At 73.1% G+C, this 19,549-nt stretch carries 13 protein-coding genes; 5 read left to right on the plus strand and 8 right to left on the minus strand.

Translation table 11 applies throughout. The features are described from left to right. Positions 1 to 25 precede the first annotated feature (25 nt). The 4 genes from pflA to nirB form a co-directional block, all read right to left on the minus strand. The gene (gene pflA / locus ACIGHB_RS27630; protein ID WP_360312665.1) at positions 26 to 850 is read right to left on the minus strand and encodes a pyruvate formate-lyase-activating protein; all 825 of its coding nucleotides are present in this window, start codon (positions 848 to 850) and stop codon (positions 26 to 28) included. Between the two features lie 196 nt (positions 851 to 1,046). After that, positions 1,047 to 3,317, minus strand: a complete 2,271-nt coding sequence (gene pflB, locus ACIGHB_RS27635) for a formate C-acetyltransferase (RefSeq protein ID WP_399916641.1) — start codon at positions 3,315 to 3,317, stop codon at positions 1,047 to 1,049. 177 nt (positions 3,318 to 3,494) lie between these two features. Continuing rightward, positions 3,495 to 4,916 carry an MFS transporter gene (locus ACIGHB_RS27640; RefSeq protein ID WP_399916643.1) on the minus strand — a complete coding sequence of 474 codons (1,422 nt, stop codon included), beginning with the start codon at positions 4,914 to 4,916 and terminating at the stop codon, positions 3,495 to 3,497. Between the two features lie 283 nt (positions 4,917 to 5,199). Next, positions 5,200 to 8,028: a nitrite reductase large subunit NirB gene (nirB, locus tag ACIGHB_RS27645; RefSeq protein ID WP_399916645.1), complete on the minus strand. Its 2,829-nt coding sequence runs from the start codon at positions 8,026 to 8,028 to the stop codon at positions 5,200 to 5,202. Between the two features lie 270 nt (positions 8,029 to 8,298). Between nirB and ACIGHB_RS27650 the strand changes: the two genes are divergently transcribed. The 5 genes from ACIGHB_RS27650 (at position 8,299) to ACIGHB_RS27670 (ending at position 13,843) form a co-directional block, all read left to right on the plus strand. Continuing rightward, entirely contained in the window at positions 8,299 to 8,997 is a 699-nt protein-coding gene (locus ACIGHB_RS27650; protein WP_399916647.1) for a sirohydrochlorin chelatase, read from the plus strand. Between the two features lie 70 nt (positions 8,998 to 9,067). After that, positions 9,068 to 10,246 carry a low temperature requirement protein A gene (locus ACIGHB_RS27655; protein ID WP_360312655.1) on the plus strand — a complete coding sequence of 393 codons (1,179 nt, stop codon included), beginning with the start codon at positions 9,068 to 9,070 and terminating at the stop codon, positions 10,244 to 10,246. A 34-nt stretch (positions 10,247 to 10,280) separates the two neighbouring features. After that, positions 10,281 to 11,354, plus strand: a complete 1,074-nt coding sequence (locus ACIGHB_RS27660) for a P1 family peptidase (RefSeq protein WP_399916649.1) — start codon at positions 10,281 to 10,283, stop codon at positions 11,352 to 11,354. 143 nt (positions 11,355 to 11,497) lie between these two features. Then, complete coding sequence (locus ACIGHB_RS27665) at positions 11,498 to 12,274, plus strand: DUF6227 family protein (RefSeq protein WP_360316619.1); 777 nt, start codon at positions 11,498 to 11,500, stop codon at positions 12,272 to 12,274. 312 nt (positions 12,275 to 12,586) lie between these two features. Then, entirely contained in the window at positions 12,587 to 13,843 is a 1,257-nt protein-coding gene (locus ACIGHB_RS27670; RefSeq protein ID WP_399916652.1) for a hypothetical protein, read from the plus strand. An 84-nt stretch (positions 13,844 to 13,927) separates the two neighbouring features. Here ACIGHB_RS27670 and ACIGHB_RS27675 read toward each other — a convergent pair whose 3' ends face one another. The 4 genes from ACIGHB_RS27675 to ACIGHB_RS27690 all read right to left on the minus strand — a co-directional run bounded on the left by ACIGHB_RS27675 (position 13,928) and on the right by ACIGHB_RS27690 (position 19,543). Next, positions 13,928 to 15,973: a fructose-specific PTS transporter subunit EIIC gene (locus ACIGHB_RS27675; RefSeq protein ID WP_399916654.1), complete on the minus strand. Its 2,046-nt coding sequence runs from the start codon at positions 15,971 to 15,973 to the stop codon at positions 13,928 to 13,930. Next, the gene (gene pfkB, locus ACIGHB_RS27680) at positions 15,970 to 16,923 is read right to left on the minus strand and encodes a 1-phosphofructokinase (RefSeq protein WP_360316627.1); all 954 of its coding nucleotides are present in this window, start codon (positions 16,921 to 16,923) and stop codon (positions 15,970 to 15,972) included. The genes ACIGHB_RS27675 and pfkB overlap by 4 nt, the downstream gene beginning before the upstream one ends. Beyond that, on the minus strand, positions 16,920 to 17,681 hold the full coding sequence (locus ACIGHB_RS27685; RefSeq protein WP_360316630.1) for a DeoR/GlpR family DNA-binding transcription regulator: 762 nt from the start codon (positions 17,679 to 17,681) through the stop codon (positions 16,920 to 16,922). Before ACIGHB_RS27685 ends, pfkB begins: the two co-directional genes overlap by 4 nt. A gap of 284 nt (positions 17,682 to 17,965) precedes the next feature. Beyond that, positions 17,966 to 19,543 (minus strand): MFS transporter, encoded by a 1,578-nt coding sequence (locus ACIGHB_RS27690; RefSeq protein ID WP_399916656.1) that lies wholly within the window; start codon positions 19,541 to 19,543, stop codon positions 17,966 to 17,968. Positions 19,544 to 19,549: the final 6 nt, after the last annotated feature.

Raw genomic sequence — 19,549 nt, forward strand, 5'->3', positions numbered from 1 at the left:
CACCCCGCTCTCGTCGCGGCGGGGTTCAGACGGCGTGCAGACCGTGGCCCCGGAAGACCTCGCGGACGGCGGCGACCTGCTCGGGGTCGGGCGACGGGGTGTCGTGGAGGGTGAACGGCATGCCCAGCGCCTGCCATTTGGCCTCACCCAGCTTGTGGAAGGGGAGGACGTCGACACGGGAGACGTTGCCGAGGCCGGCGGCGAAGGCGGCGACGCCGTCGACGTTGGCGGGGTCGTCGGTGAGACCGGGGACGAGGACGAAGCGGACGTGCACGTCCTGGCCGAGCTCGGCGAGGCGCCGGGCGAAGTCCAGGGTCGGCTTCAGCGGCCGGCCGGTGACCTTCCGGTACGTCTCCGGGTCCCAGGACTTGATGTCGAGCAGGACCAGATCGGTGTCGCGCAGCAGGGCGTCGGTGGCGCGGACGCCGAGGAAACCGGAGGTGTCGAGGGCGGTGTGCAGGCCCAGCTCGTGCTTCATGCGGTGCAGCAGCTCGCCGGTGAAGACGGGCTGGAGGAGCGGTTCGCCGCCGGAGACGGTGGCGCCGCCACCGGAGGCGGAGATGAAACGGACGTACTTGGCCGCCTCGGCGATCACGTCGTCGGCGGAGGTCCGCTTGCCGTTCCGCATCTTCCAGGTGTCGGGGTTGTGGCAGTAGAGGCAGGTCAGCGGACAGCCGGAGAGAAAGGTGACGAAGCGGGTGCCGGGACCGTCGACCCCGGTGGACAGATCCCAGGAATGCACCGACCCCTCGGACGGGCGGTGAGTCACGGCGGCGGCCGGAGTGGCCGCCGCCACCCGGACCGGGGCGGCGGGGCGGACGGGGATGTCCGGGCCGAGAAGCGTGGCCATGACAGGGCCTCCTGGGGGAGGAGAGGTGGGTGGGGAGGGGTGGGGTGGGGCGGGGAGGGTGGGGCGGGGAGGGTGGCGTGGGGAGGGTGGGCGGGGAGGGGGAGGGGGGAGGGGCCCCCTCCCCCCTGCTGCGTTCGGCGTTCGGCGTTCGCCGTTCCGCGCCCCGCGCCCCGCGCCCCGCGCCCCGAGGCGACGCTTAGAGCGCCCCGTGGAAGGTCCGGTTCAGGACGTCGAGCTGCTGGTCGCGGGTGAGGCGGACGAAGTTGACCGCGTAGCCCGAGACCCGGATGGTGAGCTGGGGGTAGTTCTCCGGGTGCTCCATGGCGTCCATCAGCACGTCCCGGTTGAGGACGTTGACGTTCATGTGGAAGCCGTCGCTCGCCATGTAGCCGTCGAGCACGCCGGCCAGGTTCTTGATCCGCTCCTCGGGGGTGCGGCCCAGGCCGTCGGGGGTGACGGTGTTGGTGAGCGAGATGCCGTCCTCGGCGTCCTCGTACGGCAGCTTGGCGACCGACAGGGCGGAGGCCACGTAGCCGTGGGTGTCGCGGCCGTTCATGGGGTTGGCGCCCGGGGAGAACGGTTCGCCGGCCCGGCGGCCGTCGGGGGTGTTGCCGGTCTTCTTGCCGTAGACGACGTTCGAGGTGATGGTCAGGACGGACTGGGTGTGTTCGGCGTTCCGGTAGGTGGGGTGCTTGCGCACCTTCCGCATGAACTCCTCGACCAGCCAGACGGCGATCTCGTCGGCCCGTTCGTCGTTGTTGCCGTAGGCCGGGTAGGAGCCGTCGATCTCGTAGTCGGTGGCGAGGCCGGTCTCGTCGCGGACGGGGCTGACCTTCGCGTACTTGATGGCGGCGAGCGAGTCGACGGCGACCGAGAGCCCCGCGATGCCGCAGGCCATGGTCCGGCGTACGTCGCGGTCGTGGAGGGCCATCTCGATGCGCTCGTACGCGTACTTGTCGTGCATGTAGTGGATGACGTTCAGGGCGTGGACGTAGACGTTCGCGAGCCATTCCATCTGCTCGTCGAACCTGTCCATCACCTCGTCGTAGTCGAGGACCTCGGAGGTGAGCGCGCCGGTGGCGGGGCCGACCTGGGCGCCGGACTTCTCGTCGCGGCCGCCGTTGATCGCGTACAGCAGGGTCTTGGCGAGGTTCACGCGGGCGCCGAAGAACTGCATCTGCTTGCCGACGGGCATCGCCGAGACGCAGCAGGCGATGGCGGTGTCGTCGCCGAAGCGGGGGCGCATCAGCTCGTCCGATTCGTACTGCACGGACGAGGTGTCGATCGAGACCCGGGCGCAGAACTCCTTGAAGCCCTGGGGCAGCCTCGGCGACCAGAAGACGGTCATGTTCGGCTCGGGGGCCGGGCCGAGGTTGTACAGGGTCTGGAGGTAGCGGAAGGAGGTCCGGGTGACGAGCGGGCGGCCGTCCTCGCCCATGCCGGCGATGGACTCGGTGACCCAGGTCGGGTCGCCGGAGAACAGCTCGTCGTACTCGGGGGTGCGCAGGAAGCGGACGATGCGGAGCTTGATGATGAAGTCGTCGACGAGTTCCTGGGCCTGCTCCTCGGTGAGGAGTCCGGCGTCGATGTCCCGCTGGAGGTAGACGTCGACGAAGGTGGAGGTGCGGCCCAGCGACATCGCGGCGCCGTTCTGCTCCTTCACGGCGGCCAGGTAGGCGAAGTACAGCCACTGGATCGCCTCGCTGCCGGTGGTGGCGGGGCCGGAGATGTCGTGGCCGTACGAGGCGGCCATGGCCTTCAGTTCGCCGAGGGCGCGCAGCTGCTCGGAGAGTTCCTCGCGGAGCCGGAGGGTTTCCTCCAGGGAGCGGTGGCCGGCCGGGAGGACGTCGAGTTCGGCCTTCTCGTCCTTCTTGACGGCGATGAGGCGGTCGACGCCGTAGAGGGCGACGCGGCGGTAGTCGCCGATGATGCGGCCTCGGCCGTAGGCGTCGGGGAGGCCGGTGACGATGCCGGCCTTGCGGGCGGCGCGGATCTCCGGGGTGTAGGCGTCGAAGACGCCGGCGTTGTGGGTCTTGCGGTACTCGGTGAAGACCTTCTCCAGTTCCTGGGAGACCGGGTAGCCGTACGTCTCCAGGGCGCCGGCGACCATCCGCCAGCCGCCGTAGGGCATGATCGCCCGCTTGAGCGGGGCGTCGGTCTGGAGGCCGACGATCAGGTCCTTGTCGCGGTCGATGTAGCCGGGGGCGTGGGCGGTGATGGTGGAGGGGATGTCGTACGCGACGTCGAGGACGCCCTTGGCGCGCTCCTCGGGGAACTTGTCCGTGATCGCCTTCCACACGGCGGTGGTCCGCTCGGTGGGGCCGGCGAGGAAGGAGTCGTCGCCTTCGTACGGGGTGTAGTTCTGCTGGATGAAGTCGCGGACGTCGATGGCGTCGCGCCACAGTCCGCCCTTGAAGCCGTTCCAGGCCCGCTCGGTCGCCGTCGCTTCCGCAGGAGTCGCAGTCACTGCCCGCACCGCCTTCTTCGAGTCATTCGATCGCGTCGTTGCCTACCTTCATTTCACTCCTTTTGATCGATCATCCGTGGCGGCATTGGTCACCGGTCGACGGTCCTTGGTCCCTTTTCCGGGCATGCGGAAAGGCCCCGCCGTGGCGGGACCTTTCGCGGGGTTTTCCGGTGGGGTTCAGCTGGGGGCCTCGGCGCCCTTGCGGGCGTAGAACCACCAGGTCACGACCATGCAGCTGACGTAGAAGGCGACGAAGCCCCACATCGCGCTGGTGACGGCGACCGAGCCGAAGAGCGCCGGGATGAAGAAGAATCCGTAGGCGGCGATCGCGGAGGTGAAGCCGGTGACCGCGCCCGATTCCATCTCGGCCTGCTTGAGGGCCTTGGTGTGTTCGGGGGTGCCTTCGGTGAGGCCCTTGAGGTGGGTGCCGCGGAAGATGACCGGGATCTGGCGGAAGGTCGAGCCGTTGCCGATGCCGGAGAAGAAGAACGCGGCGAGGAAGCAGAAGAAGAAGCCGTAGAAGTTGCCGCCGTCGCCGCCCGAGGGCAGGAAGTTGATGACGCCGACGATGGCGCCGGCCATGCCCACGAAGGACAGGATGGTGACCCGGGCGCCGCCCCACTTGTCGGCGATCCAGCCGCCGCCCCAGCGGGCGAGGGCGCCCACGGCCGGGCCCATCCAGGCGTAGGTGGCGACGGAGTAGTCCGGGAAGGTGGTCTTGATCAGCATCGGCAGGGCGGCGGCGAAGCCGATGAAGGAGCCGAAGGTGCCGACGTACAGCCAGGTCATCAGCCAGTTGTGCTTGCGCTTGAAGATGACCTTCTGCTGCTTGAAGGGGGTGGAGGCGACCTTGAGGTCGTTCTGTCCGAACCAGGCGACGGCGGCCAGGATCAGCAGGATCGGCACCCAGAGGAAGGCGGCGTTCTGCAGATAGACGGGGGTGCCGTCGGCCTTGTGCTGGGCGGAGCCGATCGCGATCGTCGACCAGGTGATGACGATCGGGGTCAGCAGCTGTACGACGGACACGCCGAGGTTGCCGAGGCCGCCGTTGATGCCGGTCGCGCTGCCCTTCTTCGCCTTGGGGAAGAAGAAGCCGATGTTGGCGAGCGAGGAGGCGAAGTTGGCGCCGCCGATGCCGCAGAGGGCGGCGATGACGACCATCACGCCGTAGGGGGTGGTCGGGTCCTGGATCGCGATGCCGAGCCAGATCAGCGGGACGACGAGGACGGCCGTCGAGAGGGCGGTGAAGCGCCGCTGGCCGATCATCGGGCCGAGGAAGGTGTAGAAGACGCGGGCCGTTCCGCCGGTGAGACCCGGGATGGCCGTCAGCCAGAACAGCTGCGAGGTCGAGAAGCCGAAGCCGACGTCCTTGAGGTTGGTCGCCGTGACCGACCAGACCTGCCAGACGACGAAGGCGACGAGGAGGGCGGGGACCGCGATCCACAGGTTGCGGTTGGCGACCTTCTTGCCGATCGACTTCCAGAAGAGCTCGTTCTCCGGCTCCCAGTCGTTGATGGTCCGGCCGGGGCGGTACTGCTCCGTGTCGTACGAGGCGGGTGATCCGCCTGTCGCTCTGCTGTCCTGGACTACGGAACTCATGGCGCTTCCCTGACTTCCCTGACGTTTACGAGCCCTTTCGAGGCTTCTTCCTTGCCTTTCCAGGCTGCGCTTCGGTGGAGGGGTGTCGTCAGTGCCGATGGTCGCGAACGCGGGCGGGCCTAGGTCGGCTTCCGGGGCGGTCCTAGGTCCCGGTGGGGGCGGGCCGGTCGGACTCCGGGAACGGGGGTGCCCCCGGGCCCGGTCCGACGACCCCTGAAAGGGGTGTGGGGCCGTCGGACACGGGCCGGGGGCAGTTCGGGGTACGGGGCGCCGGCCGGGGCCCTCAGGCGCGCGGCGCCTCCGGCACCGGCAGGAGCGGGAGCGTGACGCCCGGGTCGTCCAGGCTCGCGCCGGTCCGCAGGTCGAACTCCTGCTTGTGCATCGGGGAGGCGACCACCGGCACGCCGTCGCGGCTGCCCATGATGCCGTTCGCGATGACGTCGGCGCCCGAGTACGGGTCCCGGTTGCCCACCGCGTACACCGCGCCCTCCGCGTCCTTGAAGAGCGCCGCCTCCGTGCCGTCCGGCAGCACCGCCGCCCGGCCGCGCCCCGGCTCCAGGAACTCGACGCCGGCCACGTGCGGGGCGAAGCGGGCGAGCGCCTCCGGGTCGTCCAGGACGGCCCGCCACTCGTCGCGGTAGGCGGCCACGTGCCGCTCCATCTGCGCCTCCAGGTCGGCGCCGATGCCGAGCGAGTCCTCGATCAGCACCTCTCTGAGGTGGGCGATGCCGGCGCCGGAGCCGCCGAGGCGTTCCAGCCAGGCCGAGGTGCGCTCCAGGCGCTCGCCGGTCCGGAGGTAGTACATGAGGAAGCGGTCGGTCAGGGCGAGGAGTTCGGCCGCCGACAGGTCGGAGGCGAGCAGGTCGGCGTGGCGGGGGGTGGCGCCGCCGTTGCCGCAGACGTACAGGTTCCAGCCGCCGGCGGTGGCGATGACGCCGATGTCCTTGCCGCGGGCCTCCGCGCACTCGCGCAGGCAGCCCGAGACGCCGCCCTTGATCTTGTGCGGGGCGCGCAGGCCCCGGTAGCGGAGCTCCAGGTCGATGGCGAGCTGGACCGAGTCGCCCTGTCCGAAGCGGCAGAACTTCGCGCCCACGCAGGATTTCACGGTCCGCAGCGACTTGCCGTACGCCTGCCCGGACTCGAAGCCGGCGGCGATGAGCGTGCGCCAGATGGCCGGCAGGTCCTCCTTGCGGGCGCCGAAGAGGTCGATGCGCTGGCCGCCGGTGATCTTGCTGTAGAGGCCGTGGTCGCGGGCCACCTCGCCGAGGGCGATGAGCTGTGCGGGGGTGATCTCGCCGCCGGGGACGCGGGGGACGACGGAGTAGGTGCCGTCCTTCTGGAGGTTGGCGAGGAAGAGGTCGTTGGAGTCCTGGAGCGCGGCCTGTTCGCCTTCCAGGACGTGGCGGAGGCCGAGTTCGGGGGCGAGGGTGCCGAGGACGTTGGCGACGACGGGCTTGCAGACGGTGCAGCCGGACGTGACGGAGCCCGGGGTGCCGGAGCCGTACCGCTCCATCAGTTCGGTGAAGGAGCGGATGCGTTCGGTGCGGACGCGTTCGTACAGTTCGGGCCGGGTCAGTTCGGGGAAGTGCTCGCAGAGGCCGCGGCGCCGGGCGACGCCGGCGGCGTCGAGGACGGCCTGGAGGGTGGTGGCGCAGCCGCCGCAGCCGGTGCCCGCCTTGGTGCGGCGCTTGATCCCGCCGAGGTCGGTGAGGCCGTGCTCGGCGATGGCCGCGCCGACCGCGCCCTTGGTGACGTTGTGGCAGGAGCAGACGACGGCGTCGTCGGGGAGGGCGTCCGCGCCGGGGAGGCCGGTGCCGCCGGCGGCCGGGGGCAGGAGGAACGCCTCGGGCGGGGCGGGCAGCCGCCGCCCGGCGTGCGGCTTCAGCGAGCCGTACGCCTCGGCGTCGCCGACCAGGATGCCGCCGAGGAGCCGCCCGTCGGGGCCGAGGAGCAGCTTCTTGTAGACGCCTTCGCGGCCGTCGGAGAAGACGATCTCGGTGGCTTCGGTGCCGCCCGCGAAGGGGTCGCCGAAGGAGGCGACGTCCGCGCCCATCAGTTTCAGCTTGGTGGAGGTGTCGGCGCCGGTGAACTCCGTCGCGCCGTCGCCGGCGAGCTGGTCGGCGACGGTCTCGGCCATCTGGTAGCCGGGGGCGACGAGGCCGTAGACGCGCCCGTCGGCGGTCTGGGCGCATTCGCCGATCGCGTACACGTGCGGGTCGGTGGTGCGGCAGTGCGGGTCGACGGCGACGCCGCCGCGGTCGCCGACGGCGAGCCCGGCCTCGCGGGCGAGCCGGTCGCGGGGGCGCACGCCGGCGGAGAAGACGACGAGGTCGGCGGGGATCCGTTCGCCGTTCGAGAGGGTGAGGGCGGTGGTGCGGCCGGCGGCGTCCGTCTCGACGCGGGTGGCGCCGACGCCGGTGTGCACGGTCACGCCCATCGACTCGATGGTGGCCCGCAGGGCGGCCGCGCCGCCGTCGTCGACCTGGAGGGGCATCAGGCGGGGCGCGAACTCGACGACGTGGGCGGCGAGTCCGAGGGTGCACAGGGCGCCGGCCGCTTCCAGGCCGAGGAGTCCGCCGCCGATGACGACGCCGGTCCTGGCGTGTTCGGCGTGGGCGGTGAGGGCGTGTACGTCGTAGAGGGTGCGGTACGTGAAGCAGCCGGGGGCGTCGGCGCCGGGGATCGGCGGGACGAAGGGGTACGAGCCGGTGGCGAGCACCAGGGTGTCGTAGGGCACGACGGCGCCGGAGGTGGTGGTGACGGTGCGGGCGGTGGTGTCGATGTGCTCGGCGGGGTCGCCGAGCCGCAGGTCGATGCCGTGGTCGGCGAGGAAGCCGGGGGCGGCGAGGCCGAGCCGTTCGGGCGCGGTGCCGGCGAAGACGGAGGAGAGGTGGACGCGGTCGTAGGCGGGCACGTCCTCCTCGGCCAGGACGGTGACGCGCCAGCCGGGGGCGGCGGGGGAAGAGGGTGAGGTGGGTGAGGTCGGTGAGGTGGATGGGTGGGATGAGGTCGGTGAGGCCGGCGCCAGGGCCTTGCGTTCGGCGAGTGCCTCCAGGAGCCGGTGGCCGACCATGCCGTGGCCGACGAGGACGAGGGACGGGCTGGAGGACATGGTGGCTCCGGGTGGTGGGGGGTGTCTCCGTGTCTTCGACCGTAGGGCGGTGGGGGGCCGCCGCCGCCCCGGAAAGGGCCCGAGGAGGGGGGACTTGTGGCCCTCGCGGCGGGGCCGAACGGCGGGGGCGGGGGGCGCGGCGCGGGCCCTAGCGTGGGGGTACGGGCCCGGGCGGCGTACGACACCGCCGGACCGGTCCCGCCCGCCGGCGACTCCCGGGGACGGTGCACCCCCGGGAGCCGTGGCGGCCGGACCGGAAGGAGCGGCAGGATGCGTGAGCTCGTCCTCGCGGCGCACGGGAGCGCCGTCGCCGAGGCGGCTGCGGCCACGGCCCGGCTGGCCGGGGCCGTACGGCGCCTGACCGGGGCGCCGGTCACCGTGGCGTACCTGGACCACCGGCTGCCCTCGCTCCCGGCTGTGCTGGCCGGCCGTCCGGGCGCGGTCGTCGTGCCGCTGCTGCTTGGCGACGGGTTCCACCGGACGGTGGACGTGCCGGCCGTGGCGGGGCGGTTCGCGTGCTCCGTCACGCCGGGGCTGCGGGGCGAGCGGGCGGTGGCGCTCGCGCTGTACGAGCGGCTGCGGGCCGCCGAGCGGGCGGCGGGCGGCCCGGCGGACGCGGTCGTCGTCGCGGGGGCCGGTTCGTCGCGTCCGGGCGGGAACGACGGGACCCTCGTGGCGGCGGAGCAGCTGGGGCGGCTGCTCGCGGTGCCGGTGTCGGTGGCGTACTGCTCGGCGGTGTCGCCGGCTCCGGCGGAGGCGGTGGCACGCGCGCGTGCGGACGGTTTCCGGCGGGTGGCGGTGGCGGCGCACCTGCTGGCGCCCGGCCGGTTCTCCCGTGGTCTGGAGGCGCTGCGGGACGTGTGTGCCGTGTCGGCGCCGCTGGCGGACCATCCGCGGCTGGCGCGGCTGGTGGCGGCCCGTTACGAGGCGGCGGCGTTCCCGGAGGCCGTACCGCTCCGCGTGGCTTGAGAGCGGCGGGAGGCGGTACCGCTCCGCGTGGCTTGAGAGCGGCGGGGCGCGGCTCTGCTGTGCTGGCCGTATGACGCAACCGTTCCTGCCGCTGACCGCGCGCTCCCGTGAGGAGTCGCACCGGACCGCCACACCGCTGGAGCTCTTCTTCGACCTGTGTTTCGTGGTCGCCGTCGCCCAGGCGGGCGCGGCGCTCGTGCACGCGGTGGCGGAGGGGCACGCGGGCGAGGGGGTGGTGAGTTACGCGATGGTGTTCTTCGCCATCTGGTGGGCGTGGATGAACTTCTCGTGGTTCGCCTCGGCCTACGACAACGACGACGTGCTGTACCGGGTCGTCACGTTCGTGCAGATCACGGGGGTGCTGATCCTCGCCGCGGGTGTGTCGCGCGCGTTCGAGGAGCATGACTTCCTCGTCGTCTACCTGGGCTATCTGGTGATGCGGGTGGCGCTCGCCTCGCAGTGGCTGCGGGCCGCGCACCACGCCGGGTCGGCGGAGGAGCGGACGATGTGCCGGCGGTACGCGGGCGGGGTGCTGGCGGTGCAGCTGGGGTGGCTGGTGCTGCTGTTCGTGCCGGACGGGGCGGTGCCGTGGGTGTTCCTGGCGCTGGTGGCGGCGGAGCTCGCGGTGCCGGTGTACGCGGAGAAGGACGCGGCGAGCACGTGGCATCCGCACCACATCGCGGAGCGGTACGGCCTGTTCACGATCATCGTGCTCGGCGAGTCGGTGGCGGCGGCGACGGTGGCGGTGAAGTCGGGGGTGGCGGAGCACGACGCCCTGAACGAGCTGCTGCCGATCGCGGCGGGCGGGCTGCTCATCGTCTTCGCGGCCTGGTGGATCTACTTCGTCGTCCCGGCGCACGACCGGCTGAGGGACAACCGGCAGGGCTTCCTGTGGGGGTACGGCCACTTCGTGATCTTCATGTCGGCGGCGGCGGTCGGCGCCGGTCTGGAGATCGCCGTGGAGCAGGCCGTCGGCAAGGCGCACATCAGCACGCTCGCGGCCTCGGCGTCGGTGACGATCCCGGCGGCCGTGTTCCTGCTGTCGGTGTGGCTGCTGCACGCCCGCTACTTCAAGGTCGGCATCGCGCAGCAGGCGGTGCTGCCGGTGTCGGCGCTCGCGATCCTGATGTGTTCCTTCGCGGGCCGCTGGGCGGTGTTCGCGGCCGGTCTGGTGGCGGCGGCGACGGTGGCGGTCGGGGTGACGCTCACCGCGCGGAACCCGGCCACCGGGACGGCCGGACGTTCCTGAGGTGGGTCCGTACGTCCTGAGGTAGGAAGGGGACATGACAGTTGAGCGGTTCTTCCCCGACGGACTGACCGACGTGCCCGGCATCCGGGTGGGCCACGCGCGCGTGGCCGGGCCCCGGGCGCTGTCGGGGACCACGGTCGTGCTCGCCCCGGAGGGCGGGGCCGTGGCCGCCGTGGACGTACGCGGCGGGGGCCCGGGGACCCGTGAGACGGACGCCCTCGACCCGAGGAACGTGGTCCAGCGGATCGACGCCCTCGTGCTGACCGGCGGCAGCGCCTACGGCCTGGAGTCCGCCGCCGGGGTGATGGCCTGGCTGGAGGAGCGCCGGCGCGGGGTCAGGGTCGGTCCCGACCCCGCGCACGTGGTGCCGGTGGTCCCGGCCGCCTGTGTCTTCGACCTGGGCCGGGGCGGCGACTTCGCGGCCCGCCCGGACGCCGCCACGGGCCGGGCCGCCGTGGAGGCCGCGGCGGCGTCCGGGGACCACGCGCGCGTGGCGGCGGGCGCGGTCGGCGCCGGCACGGGGGCGGTCGTCGGCGGGATGCGCGGCGGTGTCGGCACGGCGAGCCTCCGCCTGGAGTCCGGCGTCACGGTCGCCGCCCTGGCGGTGGTGAACGCGGTCGGTTCGGCGGTCGATCCGGCGACCGGCGTGCTGTACGGGGCGCTGTTCGACGGCGGCGGCCCGCCCGTGCCGCCGGCCGCCGCGGTGCACGAGGCGGCGGTGCGGCGGCTCGCCGAGGCCCGCGCGGCCTCGGTCCGGCCGCCGCTGAACACAACCCTCGCGGTGGTGGCCACGGACGCGGCCCTGACCCGCGCCCAGGCCCAGAAGGTGGCGGGGACGGCGCACGACGGCATCGCGCGGGCGATCCGGCCGGTGCACCTGATGAACGACGGGGACACGGTCTTCGCGCTCGCCACCGGGGCCCGGGAGCTGCCGGCCGCGCCGGGGCCGCTCGCCCTGAACGAGGTCCTGGCGGCCGGTGCCGATCTGGTGACCCGGGCGATCGTCCGCGCGGTGCTCGCCGCCCCCGGGGGGCAGCGCGGCCCGGGCGGCGACTTCCCCTCGTACGGGGAGCTGTACGACCCCCCACAGGGGCCGTACTCCCGGTAAGAGAAGGGGAGTTGAGGGAGGATCCGGGGACGGGAACTTCCTCCGCCCACCCCTCGTTTTCCGTAACCCCGACCCCGTTGTCGGACCCAGGGACTACGTTAAGCAAGCACCAAGTGACATGCGGCGACGGCCTGGAGACCCTCTTGAACGATCCGCGGGATCACCACGATCCGTACGAGACGACCGAGACGCACGTCGAGCGGCTTCTCGGCCGGGCGCTCAACTCCTTCGACCTGCCCGACGCGATGGTGGAGCGCCTGGAGTCGGCGCTCGCCCACTCCACCGCGCTGCACTCCTCGCACCACAGTTCCTCGCTGCACCGCACCACCTACCGCCACGCCTACCTGCTGTCCGACGGCAGCGCCCTCACCCTGTGGGAGCTCGTGCACAACGCGGGCCGGGACGGCACCGAACAGCACGAGCTGTACGCGGAGGAGGCGGAGGCGCGGCTCGCCGCCTCCCGGCTGTCCGCGGGCCCGCTGCCGGGGTGGACCGTGGAGCGGGCCGACGGGCGTCCGCTCGGCGACGACGACGACCTGGCGGCGCTCGGCGCGCTCCTCGCCCGGCCCATACCCGCCCAGCCCCGGATGTACGTGCCGGACAACTCGGCGGACCACGCCCGCCGGGTCCTGCGCCGCGCGGAGAACGAGGACCGGCCGACCGGGCGGACCGCCCGCCGGCTGCGCATCGCCTTCGCCCACCACATCACCCAGGTCTTCGGCCGGAACTGCCCCGTGGAGGGCGGCCGGGACGCCGGCTTCACCCTCTACGAGCACCAGTTCCTGCTCCTCGACGGCAGCGAGCTGAGCCTCTGGGAGGTCGAGCACACGGCCACCCCCGACGGCCGGCACATGTGCGAGGTGTACGAGTCGGAGGCCGCCGCCCGCGGCGCGATGGAGGCCCGCTCCCGGGTCCGCTGAGACCCCGCCGGGCGGCACGCAGAGGAGCGGCCGTCCGGCAACACCAGCGAGGGGCCCGCAGGCCCTCGCGGCCCCCTCCCCGAGGGGCCCGCGGAGTCGCCGGGACCCGCGTGAACAGGCTCTTTCGTGCTCTGTCCGGGTGTTCGCCCCGGCGTACGCGTCCATCCGGGACCGGGTGTAGGCCGGTGGTTGGATTGCCCCTCGCGTTCCTCAAGGCGCCGCGATCGCGACCCGAACATTCCAGTGAAGCCCGAACAGGTTTCCCGAGAATGTTCGATCCGGTTTCGAACCGGGTGTCGAAGGAGCACATGTATGCGTCCTGATTCCAGGACCCCGTCCACGCTGGGGCCGATCGCCCGACGACGCTCTTGGCGCACCGGCAGTGCCGTCGCCTCGCTCGCGCTCGTCATCGCCGGCGTCGCGAGCCCCTCGGTCGCCGTCGCCCACAGCCCCGCCCAGCAGGCGGGCGCGCAGGCGGAAGCGCCCACGGGCGACGAGTGCGGCCCGCCGCACCACCAGGACGGCCCGCCCCCGCACCACCCGCACGCGGTGGCCCGGCACGTCGATGACGCGCTCGGCATGGTCGAGCGGCTGATGGAGGGCCCGCCGCCCCACGGGTGCCTGACCGGTCCTCCCGGTCCTCCCGGCCCGCCCGGACCGCCCGGACCGGAGGGCCCGCAGGGACCTGAGGGACCTGAGGGACCGCAGGGCGAGACCGGACCGGCCGGACCGGCGGGACCGGCCGGACCCGCGGGACCGGCTGGACCGGCTGGACCGCAGGGGCCCGAGGGACCTGAAGGACCGGAGGGACCCGAGGGACCGGAGGGTCCGCAGGGCGAGACCGGACCGGCCGGACCGGCCGGACCCGCAGGACCGCAGGGACCTGAAGGACCGGAGGGACCCGAGGGACCCGAGGGACCCGAGGGACCCGAGGGACCGCAGGGCGAGACCGGCCCGGCCGGACCGGCCGGTCCCGCGGGTCCGGCGGGACCGGAGGGGCCCGAGGGCCCTGAGGGCCCTGAAGGACCCGAGGGACCGCAGGGTCCCGCCGGGCCTCAGGGGCCCGCCGGTCCGCAGGGGCCGCAGGGTGCGCAGGGGCCCACCGGTCCGTGCATCGACGTCGACGGCTACAACCCCGCCAACAGCCGCGAGGTCAAGGCCGTGCTCAGCGACGGCGTCACGTACGCCGGCATCCGGGATCTCACCCCCAACGTCACCCCGTTCATCTGGTACGACCTCACCGACCCGATGCTCCACCCCGGCTACCCCTCCAACGCGTGCGCCGTCTCGGTCGCCTCCCAGGCGAACAACGTCTCCGTGCAGGTGCTGACGGAGAACGGCGAGGTGTGGGAGACCCGGTGCGAGATCGTGCCCGGCACCCCCGACGCGCTCGACTGCGTCGGCGAGCCCATGGACGACATCGGCCCGTGGTTCGAACTGACCACGCCGACCCCGGGTGACCCGCCGCTCAAGAAGGGCGCGGCCAAGGACAAGGCGCCCACGGACAAGGGCGACAAGACCAAGGACAAGATCACCACGAACAGGTTCCTCGGGCAGCTGAACGCGTAACGGCGCCGGGAACGGGACGAGGGGCGGTGCGCTCGCGGTGCGCGCCGCCCCTCGTCATGGCCCCCTCCTGTCCGGGGGGCCGGGTCAGGCCGCGACGGTCACCGCCGCCCCGGCCTCGGTCCGGTCCTCCGGGGTCCCGGCCCCGGCGGGGTTCTTGCGGGTGGTGCTCTTCAGGAGGATCACCAGGCCGGCGCTGACCAGGACGCCCGCCACGATGGCCAGCAGGTACAGGAAGGGGTTGCCGATCAGCGGGATCACGAACACCCCTCCGTGAGGGGCCCGCAGGGTGCACTCGAAGGCCATCGACAGGGCGCCGGTGACGGCGCCGCCCGCCATCGCGGCCGGGATGACCCGCAGCGGGTCGGCGGCGGCGAAGGGGATCGCGCCCTCCGTGATGAAGGAGGCGCCGAGGACCCACGCGGCCTTGCCGTTCTCGCGCTCGGTCCTCGTGAAGAGCCGGCCACGGACCGCCGTGGCCAGCGCCATCGCCAGCGGCGGGACCATGCCCGCGGCCATCACGGCGGCCATCACCTTGAGGGAGCCCTCGTTGGGGGTGGCGAGGCCGCCGACGGCGAAGGCGTACGCGACCTTGTTCAGCGGGCCGCCGAGGTCGAAGCACATCATCAGGCCCAGGATCACGCCGAGGATGACCGCGTTGGCGCCGGAGAGGCCGGAGAGCCAGTCGGTGAGGGCGGACTGGAGACTCGCGATCGGCTTGCCGATCACCAGGAACATCAGGAAGCCGACGGCGATCGACGACAGCAGCGGGATCACGACCACCGGCATGATGCCCCGCAGCGCGGCGGGCACCCTCGCCTTCTGGATCGCGAGGACCGTGCCGCCCGCGAGGAGACCGGCGGCGAGACCGCCGAGGAAGCCGGCGTCGATGGTCAGCGCGATGGAGCCGCCGACGAAGCCGGGGACGAGGCCGGGCCGGTCGGCCATCCCGTACGCGATGTATCCGGCGAGCACCGGCACCAGGAAGGCGAACGCGAGCCCGCCGATCTGGAACATCAGCGCGGCCCAGCTGTCGATCTGCCCCCAGGCGAAGTGCTCGGCGACGGACGGGGCCTTGTCGATGTCGTAGCCGCCGAGGGCGAAGCCCAGGGCGATGAGGAGACCGCCGGCGGCGACGAACGGGACCATGTAACTGACGCCGGACATCAGCCACTTGCGCAGCTTGGTGCCGTACCCCTCCTCGGGCTCGCCGGCCTTGTCGACGGGGGTGGGGGCGGCGGCCGCGGTGGTCTCGCCGCGCTCGGCCCGGCCGCGTACCTCGGCGATCAGCTCGGCGGGACGGTTGATGCCGGCCTTGACGCCGACGTCGACGGTCGGCTTCCCGGCGAAGCGTTCCTTCTCCCGGACGGGCACGTCGTGGGCGAAGATCACGCCGTCGGCGGCGGCGACGGCCGCCGGGTCGAGCCGGGTGAAGCCGGCCGAGCCCTGCGTCTCCACGACGAGTGCGACGCCCGCCTCCCGCCCGGCCTTCTCCAGCGCCTCGGCGGCCATGTAGGTGTGCGCGATGCCGGTGGGGCAGGAGGTGACGGCGACGATCCGGAAGGGAGCGGCCTTCGAAGGCTCCCGCACCTGCTCAAGCTCGGGCTCGGGTCCGGGCTCGGGTCCGGGCTCGGGCTCGGGCTCGGGCTCGGGCTCCAGCTCGGTTTCGGGTGCCGGTGCCTTGGCGGGAAGCTCCTCCCCCGCGATCATCGCCGCCGCCTCCACCGGGGAGTCCACGGCCCGCAGCGCGCCGGTGAACCGCTCGTCCATCAGCTGCCGGGCCAGCGAGGACAGGATCGTCAGATGGGCGTCGTCCGCGCCGGCCGGGGCGGCGATCAGGAAGATCAGGTCCGCCGGGCCGTCGGGGGCGCCGAAGTCGACGCCGACGGCGGAGCGGCCGAAGGCGAGGGTCGGTGCGGTGACGTGGACGCTGCGGCAGTGCGGGATGCCGATGCCGCCGTCCAGACCGGTCGGCATCTGGGCCTCGCGGGCGGCGACGTCCGCCAGGAAGCCGTCCAGGTCCGTCACCCGGCCGAGCGCGACCATGCGCTCGGCGAGCGAGCGGGCCGCGGCCTCCTTGGTGCCGGCGGACAGGTCGAGGTCGACCAGGTCCGCGGTGATCATGGTGCTCATCGCGGGCTCCCTTGCTCGCTGAGGACGGTGTCCAGGGGTACGTCGGAGGTGACGGTGACGGCGGCCGGGTCGAGGTCCGCCGGGCCGGGCATCTGACTGCCGGGCAGCTGGACGGCGGCAGCTCCGTGGGCGACGGCGGCGGCCAGCGCCTCCGGCCCCTCGCCGCCGGCCGCGAGGAAGCCGGCCAGGGAGGCGTCGCCCGCGCCGACGTTGGAGCGGACCACGGGGACGGCGGCCGAGCCGAACCAGGTGCCGGCGGCGGTGACGAGGAGCTGCCCGTCGGCGCCGAGGCTGGCGAGGACCGTGCCCGCGCCCCGCTCCCGTACCTCCTCGGCGGCCTTCACGGCGTCGCCGACGGTGCGGAGGGGGCGGCCGACGGCCTCGGCGAGCTCGTCCGCGTTGGGCTTCACCACGTCGGGCCGGGCGGTGAGGGCGGCGAGCAGGGAGGGGCCGGAGGTGTCGAGGGCGATCCGGGCGCCGGCGCCGTGGGCGCGGGCGACGAGCCGCGCGTACCACTCGGGGGCGAGGCCGCGCGGGAGGCTGCCGCAGCAGGCGATCCAGCCGGCGGCGGCCGAGTGGGCGCCGACCGTGGCGAGGAGCGACTCGGACTCCTCGGCGGTGAGTTCGGGGCCGGGGGCGTTGATCTTGGTGAGGGTGCCGTCCGGCTCGGCGAGGGCGATGTTGGAGCGGGTCTGGCCGGCGACCGGGACCGGGGCGACCTCGATGCCCTGTCCGGCGAGGAGCTGGGCGACGAGAGCGCCGGGGGCGCCGCCGAGGGGGACGACGGCGACGGTCCGCCGGCCGGCGGCGGCGACCGCGCGGGAGACGTTGACGCCCTTGCCGCCGGGGTCGACGCGCTCGGCGGTGGCCCGCAGCACCTCGCCGCGGTCCAGGCCGGGGACCTCGTACGTACGGTCCAGGGAGGGGTTGGGGGTGACGGTGAGGATCATGCGCGGACGACTTCCGTTCCGGCGGCCTCGATGGCCGCGGCGGTCTCGGGGGCGAGGCCGCTGTCGGTGACGATCAGATCGACGTCGGAGAGGGCGCCGAAGCGGGCGAAGTGCTCCTCGCCGTGCTTGGCCGAGTCGGCGAGGAGGACGACCCGGCGGGCGGAGGCGAGGACGGCCCGCTTCACCGCCGCCTCGGCGAGGTCGGGGGTGGTGAGGCCGTGTGCGGCGGAGAAGCCGTTGGCGCCGACGAAGGCGACGTCCGCGCGGATCTCGCCGTAGGCGCGCAGCGCCCAGGCGTCGACGGCGGCGCGGGTGCGGTGCCGGACGCGGCCGCCGACCAGGTGCAGGTCGATGCCGGGGTGGTCGGCGAGCCGGGCGGCGGCGGGCAGCGCGTGGGTGACGACGGTGAGGGCGCTGTCGAGGGGGAAGGCGGCGGCGAGCCGGGCGACCGTGGAGCCGGCGTCGAGGACGACGCTGCCCTCGTGGGGCAGTTCGGCGAGGGCGGCGGCGACGATGCGGTCCTTCTCGTCGGCGGCGACCGCCTCGCGCTCGGCGAGGTCGGGCTCGAAGTCGAGCCGGCCGGCGGGGATGGCACCGCCGTGCACCCGGCGGACGAGCCCGGCCCGGTCGAGGGCCTTGAGGTCGCGCCGTACGGTCTCGGCGGTGACCTGGAACTCCTCGGCGAGGGAGAGGACGTCGACGCGGCCGCTCTCGCGGGCGAGCCGGAGGATCTCTTGCTGTCGCTCGGGTGCGTACATGGTGGGTATGTGTCCGTTCGATGCCCGAACCTGTGGTTTCACCGTCAGACTACGCCCACGCTTCCCGCAAGTAAACGGATCCGGGCATTCAAACGGGCACGAACGGACATCGAGGGCGAAGGGCCGGGCGGGGTGCCGCCGAAGGGCCGGGCGGGGTGCCGCCGAAGGGCCCGGAGGGAGCGGGGCGAAGGGCCGGCGGCGGGCATGGCGAAGGGCCCCGGTCCGGAGACCGGGGCCCTGCGCTCGTACGGGGTGCGGTCACCCCTCTACGTGGTCCGCGTGGTTCAGGAGACGAGCGCGGGCTCCTTCTCCACCGCCCCGGGCTCGTCCTCGCCGCCCTCGCCGTCCTCGCCGCCCTCGCCGTCCTCGTCGCCCGCGCCGCCCTCCAGGTGCTGCTTGGGCCGGGCCGGCAGGGCGAACATCACCAGGAAGATCCCGGCGAGGACCACCGCGGCCCACCCGAGGGAGTTGCGGAAGGCGTCCGTGAAGGCCGTCGTGATCTCCTGCGGGGCCGTCTTCAGCCGCTCCTCGTCGAAGGTGCCGAAGAAGACCACCGACACCAGGCCGAGTCCGATCGCGTTGCCCATCTGGCCCGTCATGTTGATCAGGCCGGAGGCCGAACCCGCGTGCTCCTTCGGGACCTCCGACAGCACCGCGTCGGTGAGCGGCGCCACGATCAGGCCCATGCCGACGCCCATCACCACGAGGGCCGGGATCATCTGCCAGGACGCGATCTCCGCGCCGTACCGCCCGGCGACGAAGAAGTAGAGCAGGATGCCCGCGGCCATCGTCAGCGCGCCCGCCTGGAGCACCTTGCGGCCGAAGCGCGGGACGAGCAGCTGCACCGACAGGCCCGCCGCCGCGGAGACCGCGATCGAGAACGGCACGCCGGTCAGGCCCGCGTGGAGGGCGCTCCAGCCGAGGCCGAGCTGCATGTAGAGCGTCCACACCAGGAAGAAGATGCCGAGCACGATGCCGAAGGTCAGCTGCACGGCGATGCCCGCCGCGAACGACTTCACCCTGAACAGCGCCAGCTCGATGAGCGGCGAACCGTCCTTCTTCGTCTTGTACCGCTCGTACGCGACGAGGACGGCGAAGACCACCGGGCTGGCCGCCATCATCAGGTGGCCCCACAGCGGCCAGTCCAGCTCGCGGCCGCGGGTCAGCGGGTAGATCAGCAGGAGCAGCGCGGCGGTGACGAGGACGACGCCGACGAGGTCGAGGCGGAGCGCCTTCGGCGCCTTCGACTCGGTGATGAACTTCCGTCCGAGGATGAGCGCGGCGACGCCCACGGGCAGGTTGATGAGGAAGATCGGGCGCCACTCCAGGCCCGCGATGTTCCACTCGGTGAGCAGCGCGCCAAGCAGCGGGCCGGAGACCGCGCCCAGGCCGACGATGGCGCCGAAGAGGCCGAAGACCTTGCCGCGCTCGTGCGGCGGGAAGGTGACGTGGACGATCGACAGCACCTGCGGCACCATCATCGCGGCCATGGTGCCCTGGAGGAGGCGGGAGGCGACCAGCATCTCCGGGCTGGCGGCGAGGCCGCACAGCGCGGAGGCGACCGTGAAACCGGCCGTGCCGAGGAGGAAGAGCCGCTTGCGGCCGTAGATGTCGCCGAGCCGGCCGCCGGTGATGAGGCCGGCGGCGAAGGCCAGCGCGTAGCCGGCGGTGATCCACTGGATCGCGGTGGTCGTGGTGCCGAGGTCGTGCTCGATGCTGGGGATCGCGATGTTCACGATCGTGGCGTCGACCAGGTCCATGAAGGCGGCCGTCATGACGATGGCCAGGGCGATCCAGCGCTTGCTGTCCCCCGTGGTGCTGCTGCCCGCCCCCGTGGCGGCGTCGGTCTCGTGTGCGCTCATAGGAGG

It is taken from the genome of Streptomyces sp. NPDC085460, from assembly GCF_044541975.1.
Classification (GTDB): Bacteria; Actinomycetota; Actinomycetes; order Streptomycetales; family Streptomycetaceae; genus Streptomyces.